Origin of the sequence: Marinomonas colpomeniae (assembly GCF_014803385.1) — a bacterium.
Classification (GTDB): Bacteria; Pseudomonadota; Gammaproteobacteria; order Pseudomonadales; family Marinomonadaceae; genus Marinomonas; species Marinomonas colpomeniae.
Genome location: NZ_JACYFC010000004.1, coordinates 101,922 through 126,624, shown reverse-complemented (window position 1 = coordinate 126,624; position 24,703 = coordinate 101,922). Strand labels below are relative to the sequence as shown.

Below are 24,703 nucleotides of genomic sequence, written 5' to 3'. Positions count from 1 at the left end.
CAATTAAGAAAAAGACGACGTTAATTTTTCATTCATCAAAGTTTGCCACTCTTTATCAATCGGAGCCTCAAATAACATACGTTCGCCATTAAGCATAATATCCAAACGTGTGGCATGCAGACATAACCGCTTGAAGCCAAGTTTTTTTGTCTCTTTTAAAGATTCAATTGGCGAATACTTTTCATCACCTACAATTGGGTAACCTGCATATTGAGTATGCACTCGAATTTGATGAGTTCGCCCTGTTACTGGTTCACATTCAACGAGACTATAACCTTCAAATTGTCGAACCAATTTAAACCGAGTCAGACTTTCTTTACCATCCATATGAACTTTCACAACACGTTCACCAGATTTTAATTCGTTTTTCAGCAAAGGGGCATTTACTTGAAGTTTACGTTTTGGCCAACTGCCGTACACCAAAGCTAAATACGTTTTTTGAACGCCTTCTTTCTCGCGCAGTGCTGTATGTAATTCTTTTAGTACTGCTCGTTTCTTGGCGATCATAATAAGACCAGACGTATCTCGGTCTAAACGATGTACCAGCTCCGTGAATTTTTCCAGCGGGCGCATTTGTCGAATAACTTCAATAAGACCAAAGCTCAAACCACTACCACCATGAACCGCAAGTCCAGAAGGCTTGTTTACGACAATTAGTCCTTTGTCTTCATAAATAATACGCGACTCTATTTCACTTTTTAATCGATCAGACAAAACTGGTTTTTCTGACTCTGGTGCAATAACAATTGGGGCAATTCGAACGATGTCTTCAATTTGAAGACGGTACTCTGGCTTAGTCCGTTTTTTATTAACGCGGATTTCACCCTTTCTAAGCAGGTTGTATATCTTGCCTTTTGGCACGCCTTTCAAAAAAGTAAGTAAAAAATTATCTATTCGTTGGCCATCATTATTCTCATCAATAGTGACGTAACGAACCGCTGGGCGCTCTACTAAATTCTGTTCTGAGTCCGACATAAGCTAATATTGGTTTCCTTTATAATTGAAGCACTTAGTTTTTACTGCTATATTCACATTCGCAAAGGGTAAGAGGCAACAAAACACCTCGAAGATAAGATGCAACAATTGAATGAAAATTGCCGAAGCGACACTTTGGCCCCTATCTTACCTCTGTAACAGTCAATCTTAAATAATAAACCGCATGATTCGGAAAAATCCGCTTCAGTGGAAGGAATTCTCATTAAATTGCTTGACCTCGCCTTCGCGTTGTTTCGTAAAAAAGAAACGAGACCGGTTAAAGAAACTATTTAGTATTTATAAAGGCAGCGACCGCACAAAAACGTTTAAGAAAAATAAACGAAGAAGCGTACTCCTCTCGCCAGGAAAGACTAAATGACTTGCTCTAATACCGAGTCAGATTTGTTAATGGTTACCTATCACTGCAGTGACTCTTTTTGTATCAGCTAACAGAGTTCACACATACAATGATTAGAATGCTTATAAATGCAACTCAACAAGAAGAGTTGCGCGTCGCCCTAGTAGACGGACAACGTCTATATGATCTAGACATCGAATCCGGTTCACGCGAACAGAAAAAATCCAATATTTACAAAGGCCGTATTACTCGCATTGAGCCGAGTTTAGAAGCTGCTTTTGTTGATTTTGGCGCTGATCGTCACGGTTTCCTTCCTTTAAAAGAAATTTCCAAAACCTACTTTTCCAAAAGATCGAACAACGAAGGCCGAGTTAACATCAAAGATGTGTTAAGCGAAGGTCAAGAAGTGATTGTGCAAGTGGACAAAGAGGAACGCGGTAACAAAGGTGCAGCACTGACAACATTTGTTAGTCTGGCTGGCCGTTATTTGGTATTGATGCCAAACAACCCGCGTGCTGGTGGTATTTCTCGTCGAATCGATGGTGATGACAGATCACACCTCAAAGAAGCGATGTCTGGACTCAACACACCTGAAAATGGCGGACTAATTGTTCGTACAGCAGGTGTAGGTCGTTCAACAGAAGAACTTCAATGGGATTTGGATTATCTGGATACGCTTTGGACATCAATCACCAAAGCTGCATCAGAAAAACCTGCTCCTTTCTTAATCTACCAAGAAAGCAACATCGTCATTCGTGCTATTCGCGATTACTTACGCGAAGACATTGGCGAAGTATTGATAGATGAAAAAGACGCTTATCAAGATGCTATCAACTTTGTTATGCAAGTTATGCCGCATTTCAAATCACGTATCAAAATGTACACAGACACAACACCGTTATTTAATCGTTTCCAAATTGAAAGCCAGATCGAAACAGCCTTCCAGCGTGAAGTTCGTCTGCCTTCAGGTGGTTCAATTGTTATTGACCCAACGGAAGCATTGGTTTCTATCGATATTAACTCCGCTCGCGCAACCAAAGGCGGTGACATTGAAGAAACAGCATTGCAAACCAACGTAGAAGCAGCAGACGAAATTGCTCGTCAGTTACGCTTACGTGACATTGGTGGTCTGGTGGTTATCGATTTCATCGATATGACACCTGTACGTAACCAGAAAGAAGTCGAAACTCGCATGAAAAATGCACTAGAAGCTGACCGTGCGCGCGTGCAAATTGGCCGCATATCTCGCTTCGGCTTATTAGAAATGTCACGTCAACGTTTACGTCCTTCACTGGGTGAAACAAGTGGTATTGTTTGCCCTCGCTGTAATGGCCAAGGATTTATACGTGATGTAGAGTCATTGGCACTTTCTGTTCTACGCTTAATTGAAGAGGAGTGCTCTAAAGAACGCACTTCTCAAATTCGCGCAGTTTTGCCTGTGTCTGTTGCTACTTTCTTGCTAAACGAGAAACGTACGAACATAGCTAAAATTGAAAAACGTAATAGTGTTCACATCATCCTTGTGCCAAATCCTCACATGGAAACACCGCACTTTGAAGTTGAACGTATTCGTGATGACAGTACTGTCGTATCTCAAAATGAAAACAGCTACTCAATTGTTGAAGCACCAGAGCAGCCTCCTTACGAGCCACGCCAAGCAAATGAAACTGTTCGCCCGCAAGCAGCAGTAACAAGCATCGCACCTAAAGCGCCAGCACCAGAACACACAACAACGACAGCCGCTACAACACCAACAACAAGTAGCAACACAGTTAAAAAGAAAAAAGTAAGCCTTTTTACTCGCATCATGAAAGCGCTATTTGGTGAACCTCAAGCTAAACTAAAGCAAAGAGCGCAAGCAAAAACCAGCACAAGTAGCAAAACCAGCAAAAGCACTCAAGCAACGAAAAACGATCGCACACCAAGTAAAACCAGTGGCAATCGAGTAAACACAAATAAACGCAATGTTAAGCACCAAAATGCAACTCGTGACGATTCAACAGAGATCAGCAACCGCTCCACTCGCCAATCTCGCAGAGAACAAGCTGAATCTAAAACGGGTACTAAGAGCAACAACAATCGCCGTAATAACAATCGCGGCAACAAAACAGAACAACAGGAAACTAGAGTTGAAAAGCAAGAAGCCGCTGTAAAAGCACCTCGCCAACAACTACCACCAAAAGAAAAAGTAATTCCTGAAGTAAAAGAGCGTCAGCGTGATCGCAACGATAATCGTCGCAGAAACGGAAAATTACAAGACGAAGCGTTAGAAGCGACAAAATTACAAGAGCAAGAAGATGCCGCTCTTCTTGTGGAAGCTGCTAAGAATGCAGTAACAGAAAGCAATGAAAATGGCGATGAACCTCAACGTCGCTCTCGTCGCTCTCGCCGTTCACGTCGTCCACAGCAGGATGCCGCTGAAAGTAACAATGAGAACACTCAAGAAGAAACATCAGCAGTTGAAGCGTCAGTTGTTGAAACACCAGCTATTGAAACGCCAGTTGTTGAAACACCAGCTATTGAAACGCCAGTTGTTGAAACACCAGCTATTGAAACGCCAGTTGTTGAAACACCAGCTATTGAAACGCCAGTTGTTGAAACACCAGCTATTGAAACGCCAGTTGTTGAAACACCAGCTATTGAAACGCCAGTTGTTGAAACACCAGCTATTGAAACGCCAGCTATTGAAACGCCAGTTGTTGAAACGCCAGTTGTTGAAACACCAGTTGTTGAAACACCAGTTGTTGAAACACCAGTTGTTGAAACACCAGTTGTTGAAACGCCAGTTGTTGAAGCGCCAGTAGTTGAAACGCCAGTAGTTGAAGCGCCAGTAGTTGAAGCGTCAGTAGCTGAAGAGAAAGCAGTTAAACCTAAAGTTTCTGTAAAAGCTCAAATCAGTCCGGTTGAATCCGCTGAAGCAGAAACAGCAGATAAGAAAGAAGAAGCTCTGGTTGAAGTAGCAACTGAAAAAGCCACTAAAGTAGAAGAAAAACCAGCACCAGCAGGTCGTACTCCTCGCCGTGGTCGCGGTAAACCTGTTGTACAGGCCGCAACAGAGGCTAAAACACCTGTTGAGTTACCTGAAGCAATCTTAGCTCAACAAGAAAAGCTTCGCCTTGAACAAGAAGAGAAGCGTCAAGCGAGCACTTCTCGTCGAAGAGATAGCGCAGGTCGAGTAAAGAACGACCCAAGACTAGACCGAAAAAGCAATACATCAGAAACAAACTCAGATTCAAACATAGAAGAGTAACAACCACTTCTATTTTAATCTGAGTAAAGAGCCCGCATGATGCGGGCTCTTTTGTAAGTAACGGATACGAACATAGATAAAAAATAGGTAACACATAATGCTTATTGATTTTTCTCGTTTTAAAGATTGGAACCTTATAGGTGATTTATTTGGTGGCGCAACAACTGCCATCGTATCTCTTCCTCTAGCACTGGCTTTTGGCGTGGCATCAGGCGCGGGCGCAGAAGCGGGTTTATGGGGAGCAATCCTAGTTGGTTTTTTTGCCGCCTTATTTGGTGGGTCGACTAGCCTTATCTCGGAACCAACAGGTCCGATGACGGTTATTATGACCGCCGTTCTTACCAGCATGATGGCGAGCAATCCTGACAGTGGATTAGCCATGGCATTTACTGTCGTTATGATTGCGGGCATATTTCAAATAACGCTAGGGTATTTAAAACTAGGCAAGTACATCACTCTAATGCCGTACAGCGTTATTTCAGGCTTTATGTCTGGCATAGGCATCATATTAATTATTTTACAGCTAGCACCCTTCTTAGGTCATCCATCACCACCTGGCGGTGTTATAGGAACAATCAGCGCACTGCCTAATCTAATTGTAAACCTACAGTTTTCAGAACTGTTTTTAGGATTACTAACACTTGGGGTACTTTTTTATCTACCCAAAAAATGGCGTCGGTACGTTCCACCACAACTGGTTGCCCTAGTCGCTATTACCCTAGTCTCCATTATATTATTTAGTGAGTCAGGCGTACGACGCATCGGCCTTATTCCTTCAGGCCTTCCTTCTATCCATTGGCCTACATTTGAAAGTACAGTCATTGTTGAAATGATAATTAATGGGTTAGTACTTGGCACTTTAGGCTGTATAGATACACTTTTAACAGCTGTAATTGCAGACAGCTTGACTCGCAAAGAACATGACTCAAATCGTGAATTGATAGGTCAAGGCATAGCCAACCTCACTTCAGGACTATTAGGCGGCCTCCCTGGTGCAGGCGCAACCATGGGCACTGTCGTAAATATCCAGTCCGGAGGAAAATCCCCTCTAGCTGGCATTGCTCGAGCCCTTATTCTTTTGCTTGTCGTACTTGGTGCATCTCAACTCATTAGCCCTATACCTATGGCAGTATTAGCTGGAATTGCACTGTATGTTGGTATAAACATCTTAGATTGGAGTTTTTTAAAACGAGCTCATAAAGTGGCGCTATCACCAACCATTATTATGTACGGCGTTATGGCATTAACTGTTTTCGTTGATTTAATGGTGGCCGTTGGTATCGGCGTGTTTATTGCCAACATCATCACAATAGAGAAACTCAGCCGACTGCAATCAGGAAATGTTAAAGCGATTAGTGACGCTGATGATGACATCCTACTATCAGATGAAGAAAGAGAGCTACTTGATCAAGCTGATGGACGTGTTTTACTCTTTTACTTATCAGGCCCAATGATTTTCGGAGCAAGTAAAGCCATAGCTAAACATCACAATCGAATCCACAACTACAAAGCCGTAGTATTGGATTTAAGCGCCGTCCCTATGATGGACTTGACCATAAGCCTAGCACTGGAAAACGCAATCAAAGACGCTATAGAAGCCGAATGTGCCGTTTATATTTTCAGCCCTAATGGACAAACAACAGAAAAACTCGAAAAACTAGGTGTGCTTAAACGCTTACCACATAACGCTTTTTGCGACTCTCGAAAATCTGCTCTAATGCATGCAGTTAATGATCTATCTCAATCACTTTAGAGCACTATACCCACAATAAATTAGCCAGAATAAACTTAGTATTTTGGCTAATTTATCTTCAGAAAATCTACTCTTTTTTAATCCTCCCCTTATCAAAAATAAAAAAACCGCGTCCTTTCGGAAGCGGCTTTTTTATTTCATTAAGAATAAATCAAAGCGTCAATCGACGAAGATCACTTAATGCAGAGTTCAAGAACGTCATAAAGCGCCCTGCATCACCACCGTTTACGGCTCTATGGTCGTAAGACAAGCATAGCGGCAACATAGTACGAGGCTCAAATTCTTTACCATTCCAACGAGGCTCAATGTCTGCTTTAGAAACACCAAGAATACCCACTTCAGGACAGTTAACGATAGGAGTAAACCCTGTACCGCCAATAGCACCCAAACTAGAAATGGTAAAACAACCACCCTGCATATCAGCAGGTTTAAGTTGCTTATTAAGCGCTTTTTTAATCAATTCATTTGCTTCTTGAGCAATTTGAATCACTGACTTTTTATCAACATCTCGCAAGACTGGAACCACTAGGCCCGCAGGAGAGTCAACCGCTATACCAATATGCACATAACGCTTCTGAACGTAACTTTCACCGTCAGCCATTAGCGACACATTGAAGCTAGGATTTACAACCATTGCTTGAGCAACGGCTTTAATAAGGAATGGCAGAGGTGTCAACTTGATACCCTGTTTCTCCATTTCTCCTTTCAAGCCCTTACGGAAGCTTTCTAGATCGGTAATATCCGCTTTATCAAACTGCGTAACTTGAGGCACAACAAGAGCGTTGCGAACCATGTTTTGAGCAGTTAAGCGCTGGATCTTAGACATTTTAACAAGTTCAACATCGCCAAACTTGCTGTAATCTTGATCTGGTACAGTTGGTAAACCAGAACCTGACGTAACACCACCCGCTGGAGCTGAAGCTGCTTTTTGTACCGCTGCTTTAACATAAGCGTGCAAGTCTTCTTTCGTAATACGGCCACGAGGACCTGTAGCACGAACAAGAGCAAGCTCAACACCCAATTCACGAGCGAGCATACGAACAGCAGGCCCAGCATGAACTTTCGTTGATGGAGTAGACAATACTGCCGACTGATCAACTGGCGTGGCTGCTTTTGCAACACTTGGCTGAGGTGTCGCCGCTGCCGGAGATGCTTTTTCAGCAACTGGCGCAGGTGCAGAAACACCTTCAACTTCAAGCTCAAGAACGGCATGCCCTTCGGAAACTTTATCACCAACCTTTATAGAAACAGATTTAACCGTTCCAGATTTAGGTGCAGGAATTTCCATAGAGGCTTTATCCGTTTCAAGAACGATAATAGAATCGCCCTCTTCAACTTCATCACCAACAGAAACAGCAACTTCAATAACTTCAACGCCTTCTGCGCCGCCGATATCAGGAACATTAACTGATTCAACACCACCAGAAACAGATGCCGCTGGTGCTGAAGCAGCAACTTGAGGCGCCGCTTCTTGAGGTGCCGCAGTTTCAGTAACAGCAGAATCATTCGATTCAGCCATTAACATAAGAACATCTGCACCTTCAGAAACTGTATCACCTACTTTGATAGAAATTTTTCCAACTTTACCGGTAAACGGTGAAGGGATATCCATAGAAGCTTTATCAGTTTCCAATACGATTAAAGAATCACCTTCTTCAACCATGTCGCCTTCCGCTACACAAATTTCAATGACTTCAACATCAGTTGCGCCACCAATATCCGGTACAGAAACTTTTTTCTCACTAGAAACCGAAGCAGGTGCCGCTACAGCTACTGGAGCCTCAACCGCTGCTGGTTCTTCCGCTTTCTCTTCAGGAGAAGATGCAGAAGCGCCTTCAATTTCAACAACAAGAACCTCATCACCTTCAGAGACTTTATCGCCTACTTTCACCGTAATGCTTGTTACTTTACCAGCCATGGAAGATGGAACATCCATAGAAGCCTTATCTGTTTCTAACACAATAATAGATTGGTCAACTTCAACAATGTCACCAACCTCAATACTGATCTCGATAACTTCGACATCAGTCGCACCACCAATATCCGGTACTCGAATGATTTCAGTACTCACAGAAATCTCCTTTGTCGTATAGACGCATCAAACTTAAGAACTTATCTGACCTAAGAAAACCTCAAGTCAGATACCTAGCTTGTCAGTTAATTAGCAAGTTACTGGGTTTGGCTTTTCTGGATCTAGACCAAACTTAGCAATCGCTCCACTAACTACAGATGCATCGATCACGCCGTCTTTCGCCAGCGCATTCAAGGCAGAAACAACAACCCAATAACGGTTAACTTCAAAGAAGTGGCGTAATTGAGCTCGAGTATCACTGCGGCCAAAACCATCTGTACCAAGTACGTTATAAGTACCTTTTATAAATGGACGAATTTGATCTGCGAACAATTTAATATGGTCGGTAGATGCAATAACAGGACCTTTACCATCTAAACAAGACTCGACATAAGACTGACGAGCTTCCTCTTCTGGGTGAAGCATACTCCAACGACTTGCATCAAGACCTTCACGACGCAATTCATTGAAAGAGGTCACACTCCAAATATCAGAGTTCACACCGAAATCATTGAAAAGAATCTCTGCAGCGGCTTCTACTTCACGAAGAATAACGCCAGATCCAAGTAATTGAACTTGTTTCTTATTCGTTTTCTTAGCATGAGATTTAAGCTTGTACATTCCTTTAAGAATACCGTCTTCAACACCTTCAGGCATATCTTCGTGAGTGTAGTTTTCATTCATTACTGTTAGGTAATAGAAAACACTCTCTTTATCCTGATACATGCGACGTAAGCCATCTTGAACAATAACAGCTACTTCGTAAGAGTAAGTCGGATCATAAGATATACAGTTAGGAATAAGACCTGCTTGAATATGGGAATGACCATCTTCATGCTGTAAGCCTTCGCCATTTAGCGTAGTACGACCTGCAGTAGCACCAATCAAGAAACCACGAGCTTGTGAATCACCTGCCGCCCAAGCCAAGTCACCAATACGTTGGAAACCAAACATTGAGTAGTAAATGTAAACAGGAATCATTGGAAGCGCACTGTTTGCATAAGATGTAGCTAATGCTAACCATGCAGAAAATGCACCTGGCTCATTAATACCTTCTTGAAGGATTTGACCGTCTGCAGACTCTTTGTAATACATGATCTGTGTATGATCGTGAGGCGTATACTGCTGACCTTCAGATGAGTAAATACCCAACTGACGGAACATACCTTCCATACCAAATGTACGTGCTTCATCAGCAACAATTGGTACAACACGCTCACCAATTTTCTTATCTTTCACCATGACATTCAAGGCACGCACAAACGCCATAGTCGTAGATATTTCACGACCTTTAGTTCCTGCAATTTGAGCTTTAAAAGCATCTAAGGTAGGGACTTCAAGCGCCTCGCAATCGTGATTACGAATCGGGAAAGCACCATGCAATTCTTTGCGACGTGAGCGCATGTATTGCATTTCTGGGCTGTCTTCCGCTGGCTTGTAATACGGTAAGTCTTTTAGCTCTTCATCACTAATAGGTATACCGAACTTGTCACGGAACTGAGCAAGCGACTCTTCATCTAACTTCTTAGTTTGATGCGCTGTATTTTGAGCTTCAGCCGCTTTGAACATACCGTAGCCTTTAACCGTTTGGGCTAAGACAACAGTTGGTTGACCTTTGTGAGAAGTCGCTTCGGAATACGCTGCGTAAACTTTATAAGGATCATGTCCACCACGATTAAGATTCATGATCTCATCGTCAGTCATGTCTTTAACCATTTCTAGCAACTCTGGATATTTGCCGAAGAAATGCTCACGAGTATAAGCACCACCATTTGCTTTGTAATTCTGAAGTTCACCATCGCAAACCTCATTCATACGTTTAACAAGCAAACCGTTGTGATCTTTCGCGAAAAGAGGATCCCAATGACGACCCCATAAACACTTGACTACATTCCAGCCAGCGCCACGGAACACACCTTCAAGTTCTTGAACAATTTTACTGTTACCACGAACAGGGCCATCAAGACGCTGTAGGTTACAGTTGATCACGAAAATAAGGTTATCTAGGTTTTCACGTCCAGCAAGAGCAATAGCCCCTAAAGATTCTGGCTCGTCACACTCACCATCACCAAGGAACGCCCATACTTTACGATCACCCTGATCGATAAGACCACGACTATGCTGGTACTTCATTACATGCGCTTGATAAATAGCTTGTAATGGCCCAAGACCCATAGAAACCGTTGGGAACTGCCAGTAATCAGGCATTAACCAAGGATGTGGGTAAGAAGAAATACCTTTGCCATCAACTTCACGACGGAAGTTATCTAGCTGCTCATCAGTCAAACGACCTTCAATATATGAACGAGCATAAATACCTGGAGAAATATGGCCTTGGAAAAAAACCATATCAGCTTGTTGTTTACCATCGTTACCACGGAAAAAGTGGTTAAAACCGATATCATAAAGTGTTGCCGCCGAAGAGAAGCTTGTAATGTGGCCACCAAGTGTTGAATCAACACGGTTTGCCTTCATTACCATAGCCAATGCGTTCCAACGAATTATAGAGCGTATACGACGCTCCATAAACACATCACCCGGTAATGGCTTCTCATTTTCAGGAGCTATTGTATTCCGGTATGCCGTCGTAATAGACGAAGGCATTGATGTACCAGATTTACTGGCTTCACTTGATAAACGATCTAAGATGTATTGCGCGCGATCAGGACCTTCTTCACGAAGGACAGACTCAAGCGCATCGACCCACTCTTTGGTTTCAATTGGATCGATGTCTTCGAGAATATGCTGCTCAGTCATCGTATTAATAACTCCCGCTATTAGAACAGAAACTTAACCACCCAAGGATATTTGTGTGTATTTTGGCCTTGGAGGCTACTTAAACGAACCGTCGAAATTTATATTTATAATAATATAAACCTCAGCCGACATAAGATAAAACGACACATTACTTCGTTGATTTTAAAGCGTCGTTGTATCTATTCCAATGGTAACTATTGTTGTTTTTGTATTATGTCCATTGCATCAACCACTAATATATTTAGTCGATTCGCTTCCATTTTGGGCTTGTTTTACCAAGCCCAGTATTAAGTTTTTACGCACATGTAGCTTTACTAGATGCACATAAAAATTCAAAACTTTTACTCTGTAAGAGCCTGTAGTATTGATTATTCCTATTATTTTCATCTCTATACAGATAAAAAACCGATAACAAATAAGCTTTTATTGCATCTACAAGTCTTCCAATATGGGCGTAAGGTTAACACCTAATCAATGAATCGCCTAGCCACCTAGCTCAAGATTAAAGTGAACTAGGTATTTTTGAGTCTATCTATTTTCTCAACGATTACTAAAAAACGACACTAAAGACTGAGACAAATACTTCAAAACGAAGGCGAACACTAACATTCACACAAAAAATCAGGTCAATAAACAAGATGAATACAACCCACATTTGTATGATAATTAAACAACCTTATTATTAATGACTATAAACATATCAAAAAAGTACGATAAAGAACCAAGCTAAACGTCTAAAATTTATTAATAATTATCGAAAAACAGCCAAGTGAAAGACTTGATGTACCAATCGATACATAAAAGCCATACATATCAATGAATATAAAAAAACAACACTGACTCATTAACTATATCAGGCTACAATAACTGTTTTATTACATGGTAAATAAGGACGGTATATGACCCTTTTGAACACTCTATTAATTGAGCATATTCAATCGCAAGTTGCTTTTTCACTAGAGGAAGATGTGGGCTCTGGCGATATCACCGCCCAATTAATACCTGCAGACCAACAAATTACCGCTACAGTGATTAGCCGTGAAGAAGCCGTTTTATGCGGCCAAGCTTGGGTCAACGAAGTTTTTTCTCAGTTAGGCAATCAAGCTTCTCTTGAATGGCACAATCAAGAAGGCGACCTACTAAAAGCAAACCATCCGTTTTTAACAATTAAAGGTAACGCAAGAGCTATTTTAACAGGTGAAAGAGTTGCCCTTAACTTTTTACAAACACTGTCTTATACCGCCAGTGTGACTCGCCAATACAGTCAAATCGTAGCCGATACTGAGCTAACAATTCTTGATACACGAAAAACACTACCTGGCATGCGCCAAGCTCAAAAATACGCCGTTACTGTTGGCGGCGGAAAAAATCATCGCATGGGTTTATATGATGCCTTCTTAATAAAAGAGAATCATATTATGGCTGCTGGCTCGATTGCCAACGCCGTTTCAATGGCTCAAAAAATAGCGCCAGGAAAAACAATCGAAGTTGAAACAGAAAATTTAGATGAGGTTTCCATGGCGGTAGACGCTGGTGCAGACATTATTATGCTAGATAATTTTTCATATGATGATATGACGAAAGCTGTCTCTGACTTTAAGGGTAAAGTGAAATTTGAAGCGTCAGGTAATATGACTAAAGAACACCTTTTAAAAGTCGCTAAAACAGGCGTAGACTTCGTCTCTATTGGCGCTTTAACAAAACACATTCAAGCAATAGACCTGTCTTTGCGTGTATCTCAGGATAAGTTATGAAAGATAGTATTTTAGTCATCAATTGCGGCAGTTCCTCTTTGAAGTTTGCCGTTTTATCTAACTCTGGAAAAAACACACTGGTAGAAGGCATTGCGGATCGCCTAGGATCGCCAGAAAGTAGCGTCACCTTCAAACATGAAGGCAGCAAGAATGAAATTTCATTAGCTGATGGCAATCACAACAATGCCGTTACCGAAATTAAAAAATGGTTAGATAAGCATCCTGAAATTGAAAGCTCGATTGTTGGTATTGGTCATCGAGTGGTTCATGGTGGAGAGACATTCACCGAATCCGTTTTGATTGATCAAAACGTCATTGATGGCATAAGAGAATGTGCGCAATTTGCGCCTCTACACAATCCAGCCCACATAAAAGGCATTGAAGTCGCGTTCAATCTTTTCCCTGGGCTCCCACAAGTAGCCGTGTTTGATACCGCGTTCCACCAAACACTCGCACCAGAACAATACCTATACCCTATTCCAATGAATCTTTATCGCGAACATCATTTTCGAAAATACGGATTCCATGGCACTAGCTATCGCTATATCAGTCAACATCTAGCAACAATTGTAAAAGATAGCGACAAGCAAGGTGTCTTAGTTGCTCACCTAGGCAATGGCGCTAGTGTTTGTGCAATAAATCAAGGAAGGTCATCAGATACAAGTATGGGTGTCACACCTTTAGAAGGCTTGATGATGGGAACGCGTTCTGGCAGCCTAGACCCAAGCATGGTTACATTTATCTGCCAGGCAGAGAACATATCATCCGATGACGCTCTAAATATCCTGAATACGAAAAGTGGGTTGCTTGGTGTCTCTGAAATCTCAAACGACTGTAGAACATTAGAAGAAGCAATGGCATCTGGAGATTTAAGAGCAAAACTGGCTTTGGATATGTTTGCAGCTCGTGCGGCTAAGTTCTTAGCAAGCGTATCTACTACACTAGACAGTATTGATCATTTGGTTTTTACAGGCGGTATAGGAGAGAACTCGAACTATTTGCGCCAAACTATATGCAATCACTTGAAAGCGCTTAATATCAATATAGATTTAACACTTAACAATAATGCTCCTCGTGGCGAGGTATCAAATATTAGTTCTCAGAACACAAACACTAATGTTTGGATCATTCCAACCAATGAAGAACTAATGATTGCACTTGATACTATTAGCTTAATTCAACATTAATCGAGACCATAGATTCCATAACGGACTATTTTAGGATTAGACATGTCAATAAATGTACTCATGACGGTTCCTACAGGACCAGGCGTCGGCTTAACCTCAGTCTCCGTCGGACTTGTTCGAGCACTAGAGCAACAAGGCTTAAAAGCCAGCTTCTTTAAACCTATTGCCCAACCACAACCAGGTGATAAAGGCCCTGATAAGTCCACTGCCATGGTGGCACAAGGGTCAACCCTGTCACCAGCAGAACCTATCCCTCTGCACGAAGCAGAACGCTACCTTTACAATGACAATATCGATGAATTAATGGAAGAAATCGTCGGCCGTTTTCAAGCTAGCGTAGAGCCTGATTCAACCGTTATTGTTGAAGGTCTTGCGCAAATTGCCGGACACCCATACGCAACACGACTCAACAAAGCCATTGCAAGAACATTAGATGCGGGTCTTGTTCTTGTCACCGCACCCAACAACATGCGCGTGAATGAATTAGAACACCATGTTGAGATTGCCGCCGGATCATACGGAGGTCTTAAAGCTTCAGATGTTATCGGTTGCATTCTAAACAAAACAACGCCGGGCTCATTAGGAGTCAAGTCTTATGGGGATCTGTTCGCGCAAAGAGACATTTTTAAACGTAATTTCAGTTTGCTTGGCCAAATTCCGACATCAGACGAACTCACCTTCCCTCGTGTCAAAGATGTCGCGGACTTTTTAAATGCCCGTATCATTAACGCCGGAGAAATTGATACCCGTCGAGTGCAGTCCTATACATTATGTGCCCGTGGTGTCGAAAACATGCTTGCCGCATTGCGACCAGGTGTATTGGTTTTCACCCCAGGAGATAGAACCGACGTAATAATGGCTACTGCTATTGCCGCACTAAACGACATTAAAATCGCCGCGCTTGTCCTCACTGGCGGTTACCAACCAAGTGAAGACCTAATGAACCTTTGCGGTAAAGCGATGGCGAAAGGTTTACCCGTTTTATCTGTAGAATCAAATAGTTGGGAAACCGTTATCAATATGCAATCTTTTAACCAAGAGATTCCATTAGATGACAAAGAACGCGTTCTCATGGTGAAAGAGCACATTGCTCGGTGTATCGATCATGACTGGATCAACTCATTCGCCATGAATCAGGATGAAAGAAAACTTTCTCCACCAGCATTCAGATTCCGATTGATTGAATTAGCTCGCTCCCTAAATAAGCGTATTATTTTGCCTGAAGGCGAAGATGTTCGTACCATTCAAGCGGCGTCCATTTGTTCAGAACGAGGTATCGCTCGCTGTACTTTGTTAGGTAATGAAACCGAAATTCTTCGTATTGCTCAAAACAATGGCATTGAACTGAATCATGGTGTCGAAATCATCAACCCAGTTAGTATTCGTGAGCGTTATGTAGCACCTATGGTTGAGCTGAGAAAAAGTAAGGGGTTGACTGATATAGTAGCCCGCGAGCAACTGGAAGATAACGTTGTTCTTGGCACTATGATGCTACAAGTGGGTGATGTTGACGGGTTGGTCTCTGGTGCAATTCACACAACAGCAAACACAATTCGCCCTGCCCTTCAGCTTATCAAAACATCACCAAATGCGAGTTTGGTATCTTCTGTTTTCTTCATGTGTTTACCAGATCAGGTATTAGTTTACGGTGATTGCGCTATCAATCCAGACCCAACTGCGGAACAGCTCGCAGAAATCGCCATTCAGAGTGCTGATTCAGCCGCCGCTTTTGGTATTACTCCTAAAGTTGCTATGATCAGCTACAGCACGGGCGGTTCAGGTATTGGTAATGATGTAGACAAGGTTCGCGAAGCAACCACTATTGCGCAAAATCTTCGCCCTGATCTTTTGATCGATGGCCCATTGCAATACGATGCCGCTATTATGGAAAAAGTAGCAAAGCAGAAAGCGCCTAACAGCAAGGTTGCAGGTAAAGCCACTGTCTTTATTTTCCCCGACTTAAATACAGGTAATACCACCTACAAAGCGGTACAACGAAGTGCAGACGTTGTAAGTATAGGCCCTATGCTTCAAGGTATTCGTAAACCTGTAAACGATTTGTCTCGCGGCGCATTAGTAGATGATATTGTCTATACAATCGCTATTACTGCCATTCAAGCAGGACAAAAAGAAAACGCATAGAACAAAAACCAATGTGGGTTATTTATCACCCACATTGGACATATTGCTTAATGGCAATTACTATTTATAAATAATCATTTATTGGTGGTCATCATGTCAGGCAGCCTTCCTCATACCATTGCGCTATCAAATAATACTTCGGCGAATACTACTCAGCCTGGGTATATTCCGTTTGATTTACGTTCGGATGAAGACACCAGCATAACAGCCCTAAATGCACGTAATGCAAAAGCCTCCAGTGATCACGTCGTAACCATATCAGAACAGGGCCAAGCGCTTTCCCAACGTAAGCAAAAGAAAGCAGATGAAGTTAAAACAAACAAATACAATAAGCTTTTAGAAGAACTAGAAGAAGAGTTTATAGGAGGAGACCTCCCTCTACTAAGTCATGCGAGTAATAAAGATATAAAGGGAAATTACGAAGAAAAGAAACCGACTGGCGATTATCTCGACCAAATCGTTTAACTTCATATTATGTAATATGAGTTTATTGGCAGGATGCTAATAATTAACAATCTTCAAGGAGTGAAGAATGCTACTTTCTCGCCTAAAAACGCGAGGCTTTACGCTATTAGAATTAATGGTTGTTATAGCCATAATTTCTATTTTAGCCAGCCTATCCGCACCTATTTTTACTCGTCAAATAGCCAAAGCTAAGTTGATTGAAGTTCAAAATCTCGCCACTCAACATCAATCTTTAGTTGAAGAGTTTATCTTGGTAAACGGAGACTTTCCCAGTACCGCTGAGTTTGACTTAATAAAGCGAAGTTTACCCGAAAGCTCTATTGTTAAAACACTAGCTGTAGAAAATCAAAACGAAGGTTCCGGAAACATCAGACTAACACTTAAAAGTGATACAGGTGTCAGCGAAGGTCAATATTTTCTTTATTCTCGCGATGATGATAGAAACTGGAATTGCACATCTGATTTAGACAGCAAGCTCCTCCCCTCTCAATGTATAAACCTAGTAAATGGTGCGGGAGAATAAAGATGACTTTAGAAGAAATCATTTCAACCGCGGCAAATGATAAAGCAACCGACATACATATTAACCACTCAAACCTTGGCATTCAGGTATATCAACGTCGCTATGGGCAACTTAGTCAAACAGCAACATTACCTCCAGAAAGTAACCTTATAAATCGCATAAAAATGCGCGCTAATTTAGACCTATCAGAAACAAGAAGAACCCAAGAGGGGCAATTTTTGTTTGAAGAAAGAGATCGCTGTACTTTTATTCGAGTGAGTATTATCTCGACGGTTAAAGGTGAGAAAATTGCAATGCGATTACTCCCTGAAAAAAATCGTTTAGGACTTAATAACATCGGCATACAGCAGCCACTGCTCCAGCACTTACAATCAGCACTAAAGCACCCTAGTGGTTTAATATTGGTATGCGGGGCAACAGGCGCAGGTAAAAGTACAACCCTTTACTCTTGTCTTGATACCCTAAATAGTGGCACAAAAACCATTTTCACCATTGAGGACCCTGTCGAATATGAAATATCAGGGTTATTTCAATGCGAGCCGAATCAAGCTATCGGTCTAGACTCTGCCACACTATTAAAATCATTCTTGAGGCAAGATCCAGATGTCATCATGGTAGGAGAAGTGCGCGATGCCATCACCGCAAATCTCGCTGTCAACGCGGCCCTTACCGGCCACCTTGTATTAGCAACGCTACATACAAACTCAGCACTCGATGCAATCCACCGCTGTCATGGTTGGCAAGTGGACTTTTTCTCTCTAACCAGTTCATTAAAGCTCATTATTCACCAATCAATGCATTACAAAACAACATCACAACAACCGATATTTAATGGTTTACAACCCCTATGGCAGGAGTCTCTCCCAAGAGACTATGAAACACTCATTTCCTCCCCTGAGCTCTGGCAAGCCTTTTCCCATCAAGGCAACAACCATCAAAGTAGTAAATACCAAAATAAAGACCATGAAAAGCACCCACCTTCAAAAAGCAGGCAAGCTGATAAGGAATAGCATGCCTTGGTATAGTATTAAGCACAGTAGTGGAGAAATAGACTACCAATACAGTTCATCCGAAAATGAGCTCTTTTTTGACTGTATCAAAAATAAAAAATGGCAAATATCAATTACCCAGTGGGCCCCTAAGAAATTAGATTATAAAGTACTGCTCACGCTCTACGAAGAAATACAAAGCGCCCTACACTCTGGCTTACAGCTTAATCAGGCAGTAGCTCATCTTGCCTCTTCATCAACGCACAAAGGAATAGCAACCATAAGCAAAGCGATATTAAGTGAATTAGAAAAAGGCACTTTGTTTAATGAAGCGTTACTCAAGCTTACTAACCAAGAAGCCGCACCTTATTGCCAGCTAGTGAATTCTCAAGGTACAAGAGAAAACTGCGAACAAAGTTTGGCCATTTCTATTAACCAACTTAATACCTTGCTAAGTTGGTCACAACGATTGCTAAAGGCTCTTGCCTACCCTTTTAGCATCATTCAAATAGCACTAATTATTATGATTGTTAATCGCTCTTTTCAATCCGCCTCAACGACAGATTATTTCATTCAATTAGCCAGTGACTTAGGTCTCTACTCATTATGCAGTGCTATTCAGCTTTTAGTGATTAATAGTTTGTATAAAGGCAATGCCTGCTACTGGCTAGAAAGGTACAGCGATAACTTTAGGCTCACTAAGCTTTTTTCTTTATTAAGCAGTACTAGAAAAACAGGAATTACACTACAAGACGCACTTAAAAATATGCCTGAATACTTTACATATAAGCCTATTACATTAGAAATTTTGAAGGTGTATTACACGTTACATCTCGGTAAATCTTATGAAAACAGTTTTCCAGTACATTGGTTTCCTAATGAGTCGGCAATTGCCCTTCATTCAGCAGGACAGGATGGCGACATAGAAAGAGCTCTTGTTTTAGCCGCAAAAGAACATGAAAAACGCTGGCAAAAAAGCGTTTCTTTGCTTGAGAAGCTTATCCCTGCCTTGTGCCTATTTATCGCCGGTGGGTTTGTTGCTTCAACTCTTGTGTCCTTATATGCCCCACTGTTGGAAATACAATAAATGGACATAGCGTTTTCTATCGTTTTTTTCTATGTGTTAATCGTCTTAAGCCTTGGTAGCTATGCTGCTGCATTTACAGTTAGGTGGCCTATTAAAAGTTTATATTTATGGCAAAAAGAAGCACACCAATTACTCTCACTGCCTTTTACCGAGAAAGAAATTTTTCTTAATAAAACACGATCACATTGCCCATCTTGCCACCATCCGCTTATATGGCGAGACCTTATACCGTTAGTGAGCTATCTATTCCTATTAGGGAAATGCCATTATTGCAAGCAACCAATTTCTTATCGTTATCCAGCTATAGAGCTCTTACATCTAATTTTTTGTTTGCCACTGATGTGGTTATTTCAAGATCCCTACCAACTGTTACTACACACTCTATTAGTAAGCTCATTAATTACCGCTGCAGCTATCGATGCTGAATATAAACTAATACCGGACGAATGCACCGTCGTTATATTTGCTTGCGCATTATTAATTCACATCGATAAGCAAACATTAGAAAGTAGTATATTGGGATTACTAATAAGTTACGGTTTTCTCTATCTTTTACATTGGTTTTATCTGAACATTAGAAAACAAGAAGGCATAGGATTAGGGGATGTAAAACTTGTTGGTGCATTAGGGTCTTGGCTCGGATTAACAGGCTTAGCGCCCTTGTTGCTTTATGCAAGTTTAATTGGAATCCTATATACTGCGGCTCTTAACAAAAATAAAATGGAGCAAATAGCTTTTGGTCCTTTTTTAATTCTATCCTCCATCTTGGTATTTTATTTTTAACCTATGAAAAATCACTCTCCCCCTATAATTGGCCTTGCTGGCGGCATAGGTTCAGGTAAAAGCACCATTACAAAATGCTTTAACGCCATTGGTATTCAAAGTGTAGATGCTGATGATGTAGCTAGGCTTGTCGTTGAACCAGGATCGAATTGTCTTCATCAAATTCATCAACGTCATGGCAATGACATTCTTTTAGAAGATGGCTCCTTAAACCGAAACGCTCTTCGCACTATTATTTTTAATCAACCAGAAGAACGATTATGGCTTGAGTCAGTAACACATCCAGCCATTAGAAAAGAAATTCAATCTCAACTTAACAAAACATCATCAAAATATACGCTTCTTGTTCATCCGTTACTCTTCGAAACAAAACAAAACACCCTTTGTCAGTTTGTGATTGCTATTGATGTTCCAATAGAGATTCAACTACAACGAGTGATGGCCAGAGATAAAATAAGCCAAGAAAATGCAGAAAAAATTTTCATAACCCAGTTAAGTAATAAAGAACGGATGAACAGAGCAGACCTAGTCTTGGAAAACTCTGGTAATATTGACAAAATGAATGCTAAAGTCATTAAATTAAATACAAAAATTTTAGAGTTATTAGTATGTTAAAGAGTAATACCGTAACCTTAGTTGCTTGCCCAACGTGCCAAACTAAATCACCTTGGTCTCAGGAGAATCCTGATAGACCATTTTGCAGTGCAAGATGTAAATTAATTGATTTAGGTGAATGGGCCAACGAGTCTTATTCGATTCCTCAGCTGACATCAGATGAAGACGAAATTTTTTCCGAAGACCTCGTTGTTGATACAAATAAATCTTTTTTACAATAGCTAAACCTGGAATGTAACTATTTATGGCTCAACAAGACTTCTCTAATAAAAAGGCCCTACTCATAGAAGATATGGCCGAAGCTCGTATTATGCAGAGAAAGATGCTGACAGACTTTGGCTTCACATCAATAGACATTGCAATGAAAGCTGAAACAGCCATAGAGCTTCTACAAAGAAATTCCTATGATGTTGTTTTATCTGATTACAACCTTGGAAAAGGCAAAGATGGTCAACAGCTTTTAGAAGAAGTAAGACATTCTAAGCTCATTCCAAATACCGCTACTTATTTAATGGTGACTGCTGAAACCTCCATTGAAATGGTAATGGGAGCTATTGAATATCAACCAGATGGTTACGTTACTAAACCCTTCTCTCAAGCTGTATTACAACGCCGCCTATCCAAGCTTTTAGAGACAAAACAACGTCTACTCGATGTAAATACAGCGCTTGACGCAAACGACCTTTCAGCTGCAATAACCGCGGCAACACTAGTAATGGAAAAATACCCAGCTCTCATTGGAAAATGCGAGCGTATCATTGGTGAAAGCCTTCTAGAGTTAAAAGAATATGAAAAAGCACTAGAGCTTTTTGAAGGTACAATTAAAAGCAGAAAAATGCCATGGGCCTTATTTGGTAAAGCAAAATCTTATTTCTTAATGGGTGACTTAGGAAACGCGGAACGATATTTTCGTCAACTAATGCTCGACAACCGCTTTTTCGTTAATGCTTATGATTGGCTCGCTAAAACTCAGCTTGCTCAAGGAAATCCAGAAGGCGCTCAAAATACGTTAATTGAAGCTATTATGAAGTCTCCAAAAAACCTATTGCGTCAAATGGAATTAGGCAGAGTGAGTCTTTTATTGAAAGACAGCATGACAGCAGAAATGGCTTATCGAAGAGCTGTATTTCTGGCAAAAAACTCTTGTTACAACACATCAGAACCCTATCTTTGCCACTTAGAGTCACTCGCTAGAATGTCTGATGAAGGTCCATTACAACAACGTCAAAAAGACAACTTTAATAGCACTCTCAAGAAAATACATGATGCTTTTTTTGATGATCCAGCGGATAAAGCAAGAACCTACAGTTATGAAATGGATGTTTATTTGGCTGAAGAAGATATTCTTACTGCAAAGCAGATATTCGAAGTTTGGATTGGTGAGGTAAAGTCTGGTGCAACTATCGCACCGACGCAAGAACAAAGCTCGACATACCTTAGCGCTTTCGGAGATTGATATAATGAAAAAAATGGAGATTAGCACCATTCTAGCCAGCGCAATACATGAAAGTAAAAACCAAGTTGGTACCCTGCTATATCAACTACAAGGCTTAAAGGAAACAATAGATAATAAAGGACCAAACCAAAAAAAAATCATCTTAATTGAAGAGTCCTTGAAAAAACTCAATGATGAATGGGTAGAATATCTATACCTCTATAGGTTAGCGTCTGATGGTTACGAGCTGCATGTAGACACATTTTTAATGGATGAGTTTTTAGACGATCAAGTATTTGCTTTGCAGCCTTCAGCTACAGCAAAAGACTTAGAATTAAGTTATGTATGTGATCCTAGCTTAACTGGTGTATTTGATGAGCGACTTATGACAGCCGTAGTAGGTACAGCTGTTTATAATGCTTTTCGTTTTGCTAAATCTAAAATCGTCATTAATGCAAAAAAAGAAAACAACTTCCTCGTTATTTCGATAGAAGATGATGGCAACGGTTTTAATTCACCTGAAGAGGAACATGAAGATATTCATGGTGAAGCAAACACAGGCTTAGGGTTATATTTCGCAGAACTATCAGCAACTGCACACACGGTTAATGACGTGCATGGCAGTATAAAAAAAGAAACATCTTCAGCCCTTGGTGGTGCAAGTTTAACGGTCTACTTGCCTCAAAGCGCTTAAATAGAAACCTAAAGACAACTATTATTCAGTTTTTATCTTTTTTAGATAATTCGTTAACAAGACTCCAGCCTCTTCTATGTGCTGTCTCAAATGTTTGAGCGCAGCACTTTTATCCCTTCTCTCAATAAAGCTAAGTAAAACCTCATGCTGATTCTGGCTTTTTTCTCGATGGCCTAAAGGCCCATACTGGAAGCCAAGGTAACGTACAGCTTGTGCATTTAACCCTTCCACCACACGTTGTAGTGTTGGCCTTTTCGCCACTTTATATAAGGCATTATGAAAACACCAATTAAGCTCCCCTCGACTAATAAGAGGTAAGTTTTTCTGATCTAATTCCAATAAGAAAGACCTCGCTTGCTTTACCTCTTGTTCACCGATTAAATCAAACGCCATATTGAATAACAGACACTCTAGCTCAGCTCGCATCAAATATAGATCTTCGGCTTCCTTCCAGTGTAAATCAGGAATCATCACGCCCGCTTTACCATGGGGTGACAACCAACCATCCGCTTTTAAAGACAGTAAGGCATCTCTAATTGGTATTCGGCTCACGTTATATCGATTCGACAAGGCTGTTTGACGTAAAGGTAAGCCTCTTGGGAGCTGGTTATTAAGTATGTCTTCTTTTATTTTTTGTCTAATATCCATAGGATGAGCATCTACTTTTTCTTAATATTTGAGACCAATAAACAAATCGCACCGAACACTATCCCCCAAAAAGCAGACGCAATCCCACCAAATGAAACACCTGAAACCGTCACTAAAAAAGTAACCAAAGCAGCTTCCCTATTAGTATCTTCCATCATCGCAGTTTTAAGATTCATTCCTATGGTTCCGAGTAATGCGATACCTGCCAAAGCGGAAATCATGGTTGCTGGAAAAATGGAGAATAAGGCCACTACTGATGTTCCAGCCAATCCTGCCAGCACATAAAATACGCCAGCAGACAATCCTGCAATATAGCGGCGTTTAGGATCTTTATGACACTCGTCTCCTGCACAAATAGCCGCCGTAATAGCAGCCAAATTGAAGGCAAAGCCTCCTAAAGGAGCCAAGACTATTGAGGTAAATCCTGTCCAGCTGAGTAGTGGTGAAACAGGAGTGTGGTAACCGCTACTGCGCATAACAGCGACACCAGGAATATTTTGAGCCGTCATGGTAACTATGTATAAAGGCAAACCAATACCGATTAACGCACTGATATTCCACTCCGGCCAAACCCATACAGGTGTTCCCAGATTAAAAGGAATATTAGATAAAAGATGAGCGTCTGATCTAGTCAAAACAAACACCACACCAGAAGCTAAAACAAACAAAACAGCATAACGAGGAATTAAACGTTTGCTCACCAAGTACGTGATAAGCATGACACCAACAAGGAATACATCGCTCATCATGGAATCAAAAATAGAAAGACCGAACTTAAAAAGAACGCCAGCGAGCATAGCGCAAGCAATTGGAAGAGGAACCAAACGCATTATTTTGTCAAACAAACCAGACAAACCGGTCAACAAAACAAGTACGCCGGAAAATACAAACACCCCTATAGCCTCAGAATAACTAATAGAACCTAAACTCGTAGCAAGCAAGGCAGCACCAGGAGTCGACCAAGCGGTAATAACAGGCGACCGATACCAGAGAGAAAGAAAAAAACAGGTAACGCCCATACCAAAGCCAAGCGCCATAATCCAAGACACTATAATACTGGCATCAGCTCCGGCAGATTGAGCGGCTTGAAAGACAATCGCGACCGAGCTAGCAAAACCAATAAGAACGGCAACAAAACCAGCAACAACAGCACTTAAGCTCGCATCATTCAAGATTCTTAGCACGGTTCCATCCTTTATATTGCAAACAAGAATGAC

The 24,703-nt window shown here is 41.2% G+C and carries 19 protein-coding genes; 14 read left to right on the top strand and 5 right to left on the bottom strand.

Going from position 1 to position 24,703, the window contains the following annotated elements; translation table 11 throughout:
* Positions 1-3: 3 nt before the first annotated feature.
* Positions 4-975 (bottom strand): 23S rRNA pseudouridine(955/2504/2580) synthase RluC, encoded by a 972-nt coding sequence (gene rluC / locus IF202_RS12655; protein ID WP_191595288.1) that lies wholly within the window; start codon positions 973-975, stop codon positions 4-6.
* A 467-nt stretch (positions 976-1,442) separates the two neighbouring features.
* Between rluC and rne the strand changes: the two genes are divergently transcribed.
* Positions 1,443-4,583, top strand: a complete 3,141-nt coding sequence (rne, locus tag IF202_RS12650; RefSeq protein ID WP_191595287.1) for a ribonuclease E — start codon at positions 1,443-1,445, stop codon at positions 4,581-4,583.
* 97 nt (positions 4,584-4,680) lie between these two features.
* A complete protein-coding gene (locus IF202_RS12645; RefSeq protein ID WP_191595286.1) occupies positions 4,681-6,336 on the top strand; it encodes a SulP family inorganic anion transporter in 1,656 nt (551 codons plus the stop codon).
* A gap of 151 nt (positions 6,337-6,487) precedes the next feature.
* On the opposite strand, the gene aceF is transcribed toward IF202_RS12645, so the two are convergent.
* Both aceF and aceE read right to left on the bottom strand, forming a co-directional pair.
* A complete protein-coding gene (gene aceF, locus IF202_RS12640) occupies positions 6,488-8,407 on the bottom strand; it encodes a dihydrolipoyllysine-residue acetyltransferase (protein ID WP_191595285.1) in 1,920 nt (639 codons plus the stop codon).
* A 90-nt stretch (positions 8,408-8,497) separates the two neighbouring features.
* Complete coding sequence (gene aceE / locus IF202_RS12635) at positions 8,498-11,164, bottom strand: pyruvate dehydrogenase (acetyl-transferring), homodimeric type (RefSeq protein ID WP_191595284.1); 2,667 nt, start codon at positions 11,162-11,164, stop codon at positions 8,498-8,500.
* Positions 11,165-12,063: 899 nt separating this feature from the next.
* On the opposite strand from aceE, the gene nadC reads away from it, so the two are divergent.
* From nadC to IF202_RS12575, 12 genes are all read left to right on the top strand, one after another.
* A complete protein-coding gene (nadC, locus tag IF202_RS12630) occupies positions 12,064-12,918 on the top strand; it encodes a carboxylating nicotinate-nucleotide diphosphorylase (RefSeq protein WP_191595283.1) in 855 nt (284 codons plus the stop codon).
* Positions 12,915-14,105: an acetate/propionate family kinase gene (locus tag IF202_RS12625; protein ID WP_191595282.1), complete on the top strand. Its 1,191-nt coding sequence runs from the start codon at positions 12,915-12,917 to the stop codon at positions 14,103-14,105. The genes nadC and IF202_RS12625 overlap by 4 nt, the downstream gene beginning before the upstream one ends.
* Before the next feature lie 42 nt (positions 14,106-14,147).
* Positions 14,148-16,247, top strand: coding sequence for a phosphate acetyltransferase (gene pta, locus IF202_RS12620; protein ID WP_191595281.1), 2,100 nt, complete (start codon positions 14,148-14,150; stop codon positions 16,245-16,247).
* A 93-nt stretch (positions 16,248-16,340) separates the two neighbouring features.
* Positions 16,341-16,712, top strand: coding sequence for a hypothetical protein (locus IF202_RS12615; protein WP_191595280.1), 372 nt, complete (start codon positions 16,341-16,343; stop codon positions 16,710-16,712).
* Positions 16,713-16,779: 67 nt separating this feature from the next.
* The gene (locus IF202_RS12610; protein ID WP_191595279.1) at positions 16,780-17,235 is read left to right on the top strand and encodes a pilin; all 456 of its coding nucleotides are present in this window, start codon (positions 16,780-16,782) and stop codon (positions 17,233-17,235) included.
* A gap of 2 nt (positions 17,236-17,237) precedes the next feature.
* Positions 17,238-18,245: a GspE/PulE family protein gene (locus IF202_RS12605; protein WP_191595278.1), complete on the top strand. Its 1,008-nt coding sequence runs from the start codon at positions 17,238-17,240 to the stop codon at positions 18,243-18,245.
* A 1-nt stretch (position 18,246) separates the two neighbouring features.
* Positions 18,247-19,311 carry a type II secretion system F family protein gene (locus IF202_RS12600; protein WP_191595277.1) on the top strand — a complete coding sequence of 355 codons (1,065 nt, stop codon included), beginning with the start codon at positions 18,247-18,249 and terminating at the stop codon, positions 19,309-19,311.
* Positions 19,312-20,094, top strand: coding sequence for a prepilin peptidase (locus tag IF202_RS12595; RefSeq protein WP_191595276.1), 783 nt, complete (start codon positions 19,312-19,314; stop codon positions 20,092-20,094).
* 3 nt (positions 20,095-20,097) lie between these two features.
* Positions 20,098-20,709, top strand: a complete 612-nt coding sequence (gene coaE, locus IF202_RS12590; protein WP_191595275.1) for a dephospho-CoA kinase — start codon at positions 20,098-20,100, stop codon at positions 20,707-20,709.
* Entirely contained in the window at positions 20,703-20,930 is a 228-nt protein-coding gene (yacG, locus tag IF202_RS12585) for a DNA gyrase inhibitor YacG (protein ID WP_191595274.1), read from the top strand. Before coaE ends, yacG begins: the two co-directional genes overlap by 7 nt.
* A 23-nt stretch (positions 20,931-20,953) precedes the next feature.
* Positions 20,954-22,165: a tetratricopeptide repeat-containing response regulator gene (locus IF202_RS12580; RefSeq protein WP_191595273.1), complete on the top strand. Its 1,212-nt coding sequence runs from the start codon at positions 20,954-20,956 to the stop codon at positions 22,163-22,165.
* 4 nt (positions 22,166-22,169) lie between these two features.
* A complete protein-coding gene (locus tag IF202_RS12575) occupies positions 22,170-22,838 on the top strand; it encodes a sensor histidine kinase (protein WP_191595272.1) in 669 nt (222 codons plus the stop codon).
* Between the two features lie 21 nt (positions 22,839-22,859).
* Here IF202_RS12575 and IF202_RS12570 read toward each other — a convergent pair whose 3' ends face one another.
* Both IF202_RS12570 and IF202_RS12565 read right to left on the bottom strand, forming a co-directional pair.
* Positions 22,860-23,486: a GntR family transcriptional regulator gene (locus IF202_RS12570; RefSeq protein ID WP_191595271.1), complete on the bottom strand. Its 627-nt coding sequence runs from the start codon at positions 23,484-23,486 to the stop codon at positions 22,860-22,862.
* Between the two features lie 11 nt (positions 23,487-23,497).
* Positions 23,498-24,670: a benzoate/H(+) symporter BenE family transporter gene (locus tag IF202_RS12565; protein WP_191595270.1), complete on the bottom strand. Its 1,173-nt coding sequence runs from the start codon at positions 24,668-24,670 to the stop codon at positions 23,498-23,500.
* Positions 24,671-24,703 lie beyond the last annotated feature (33 nt).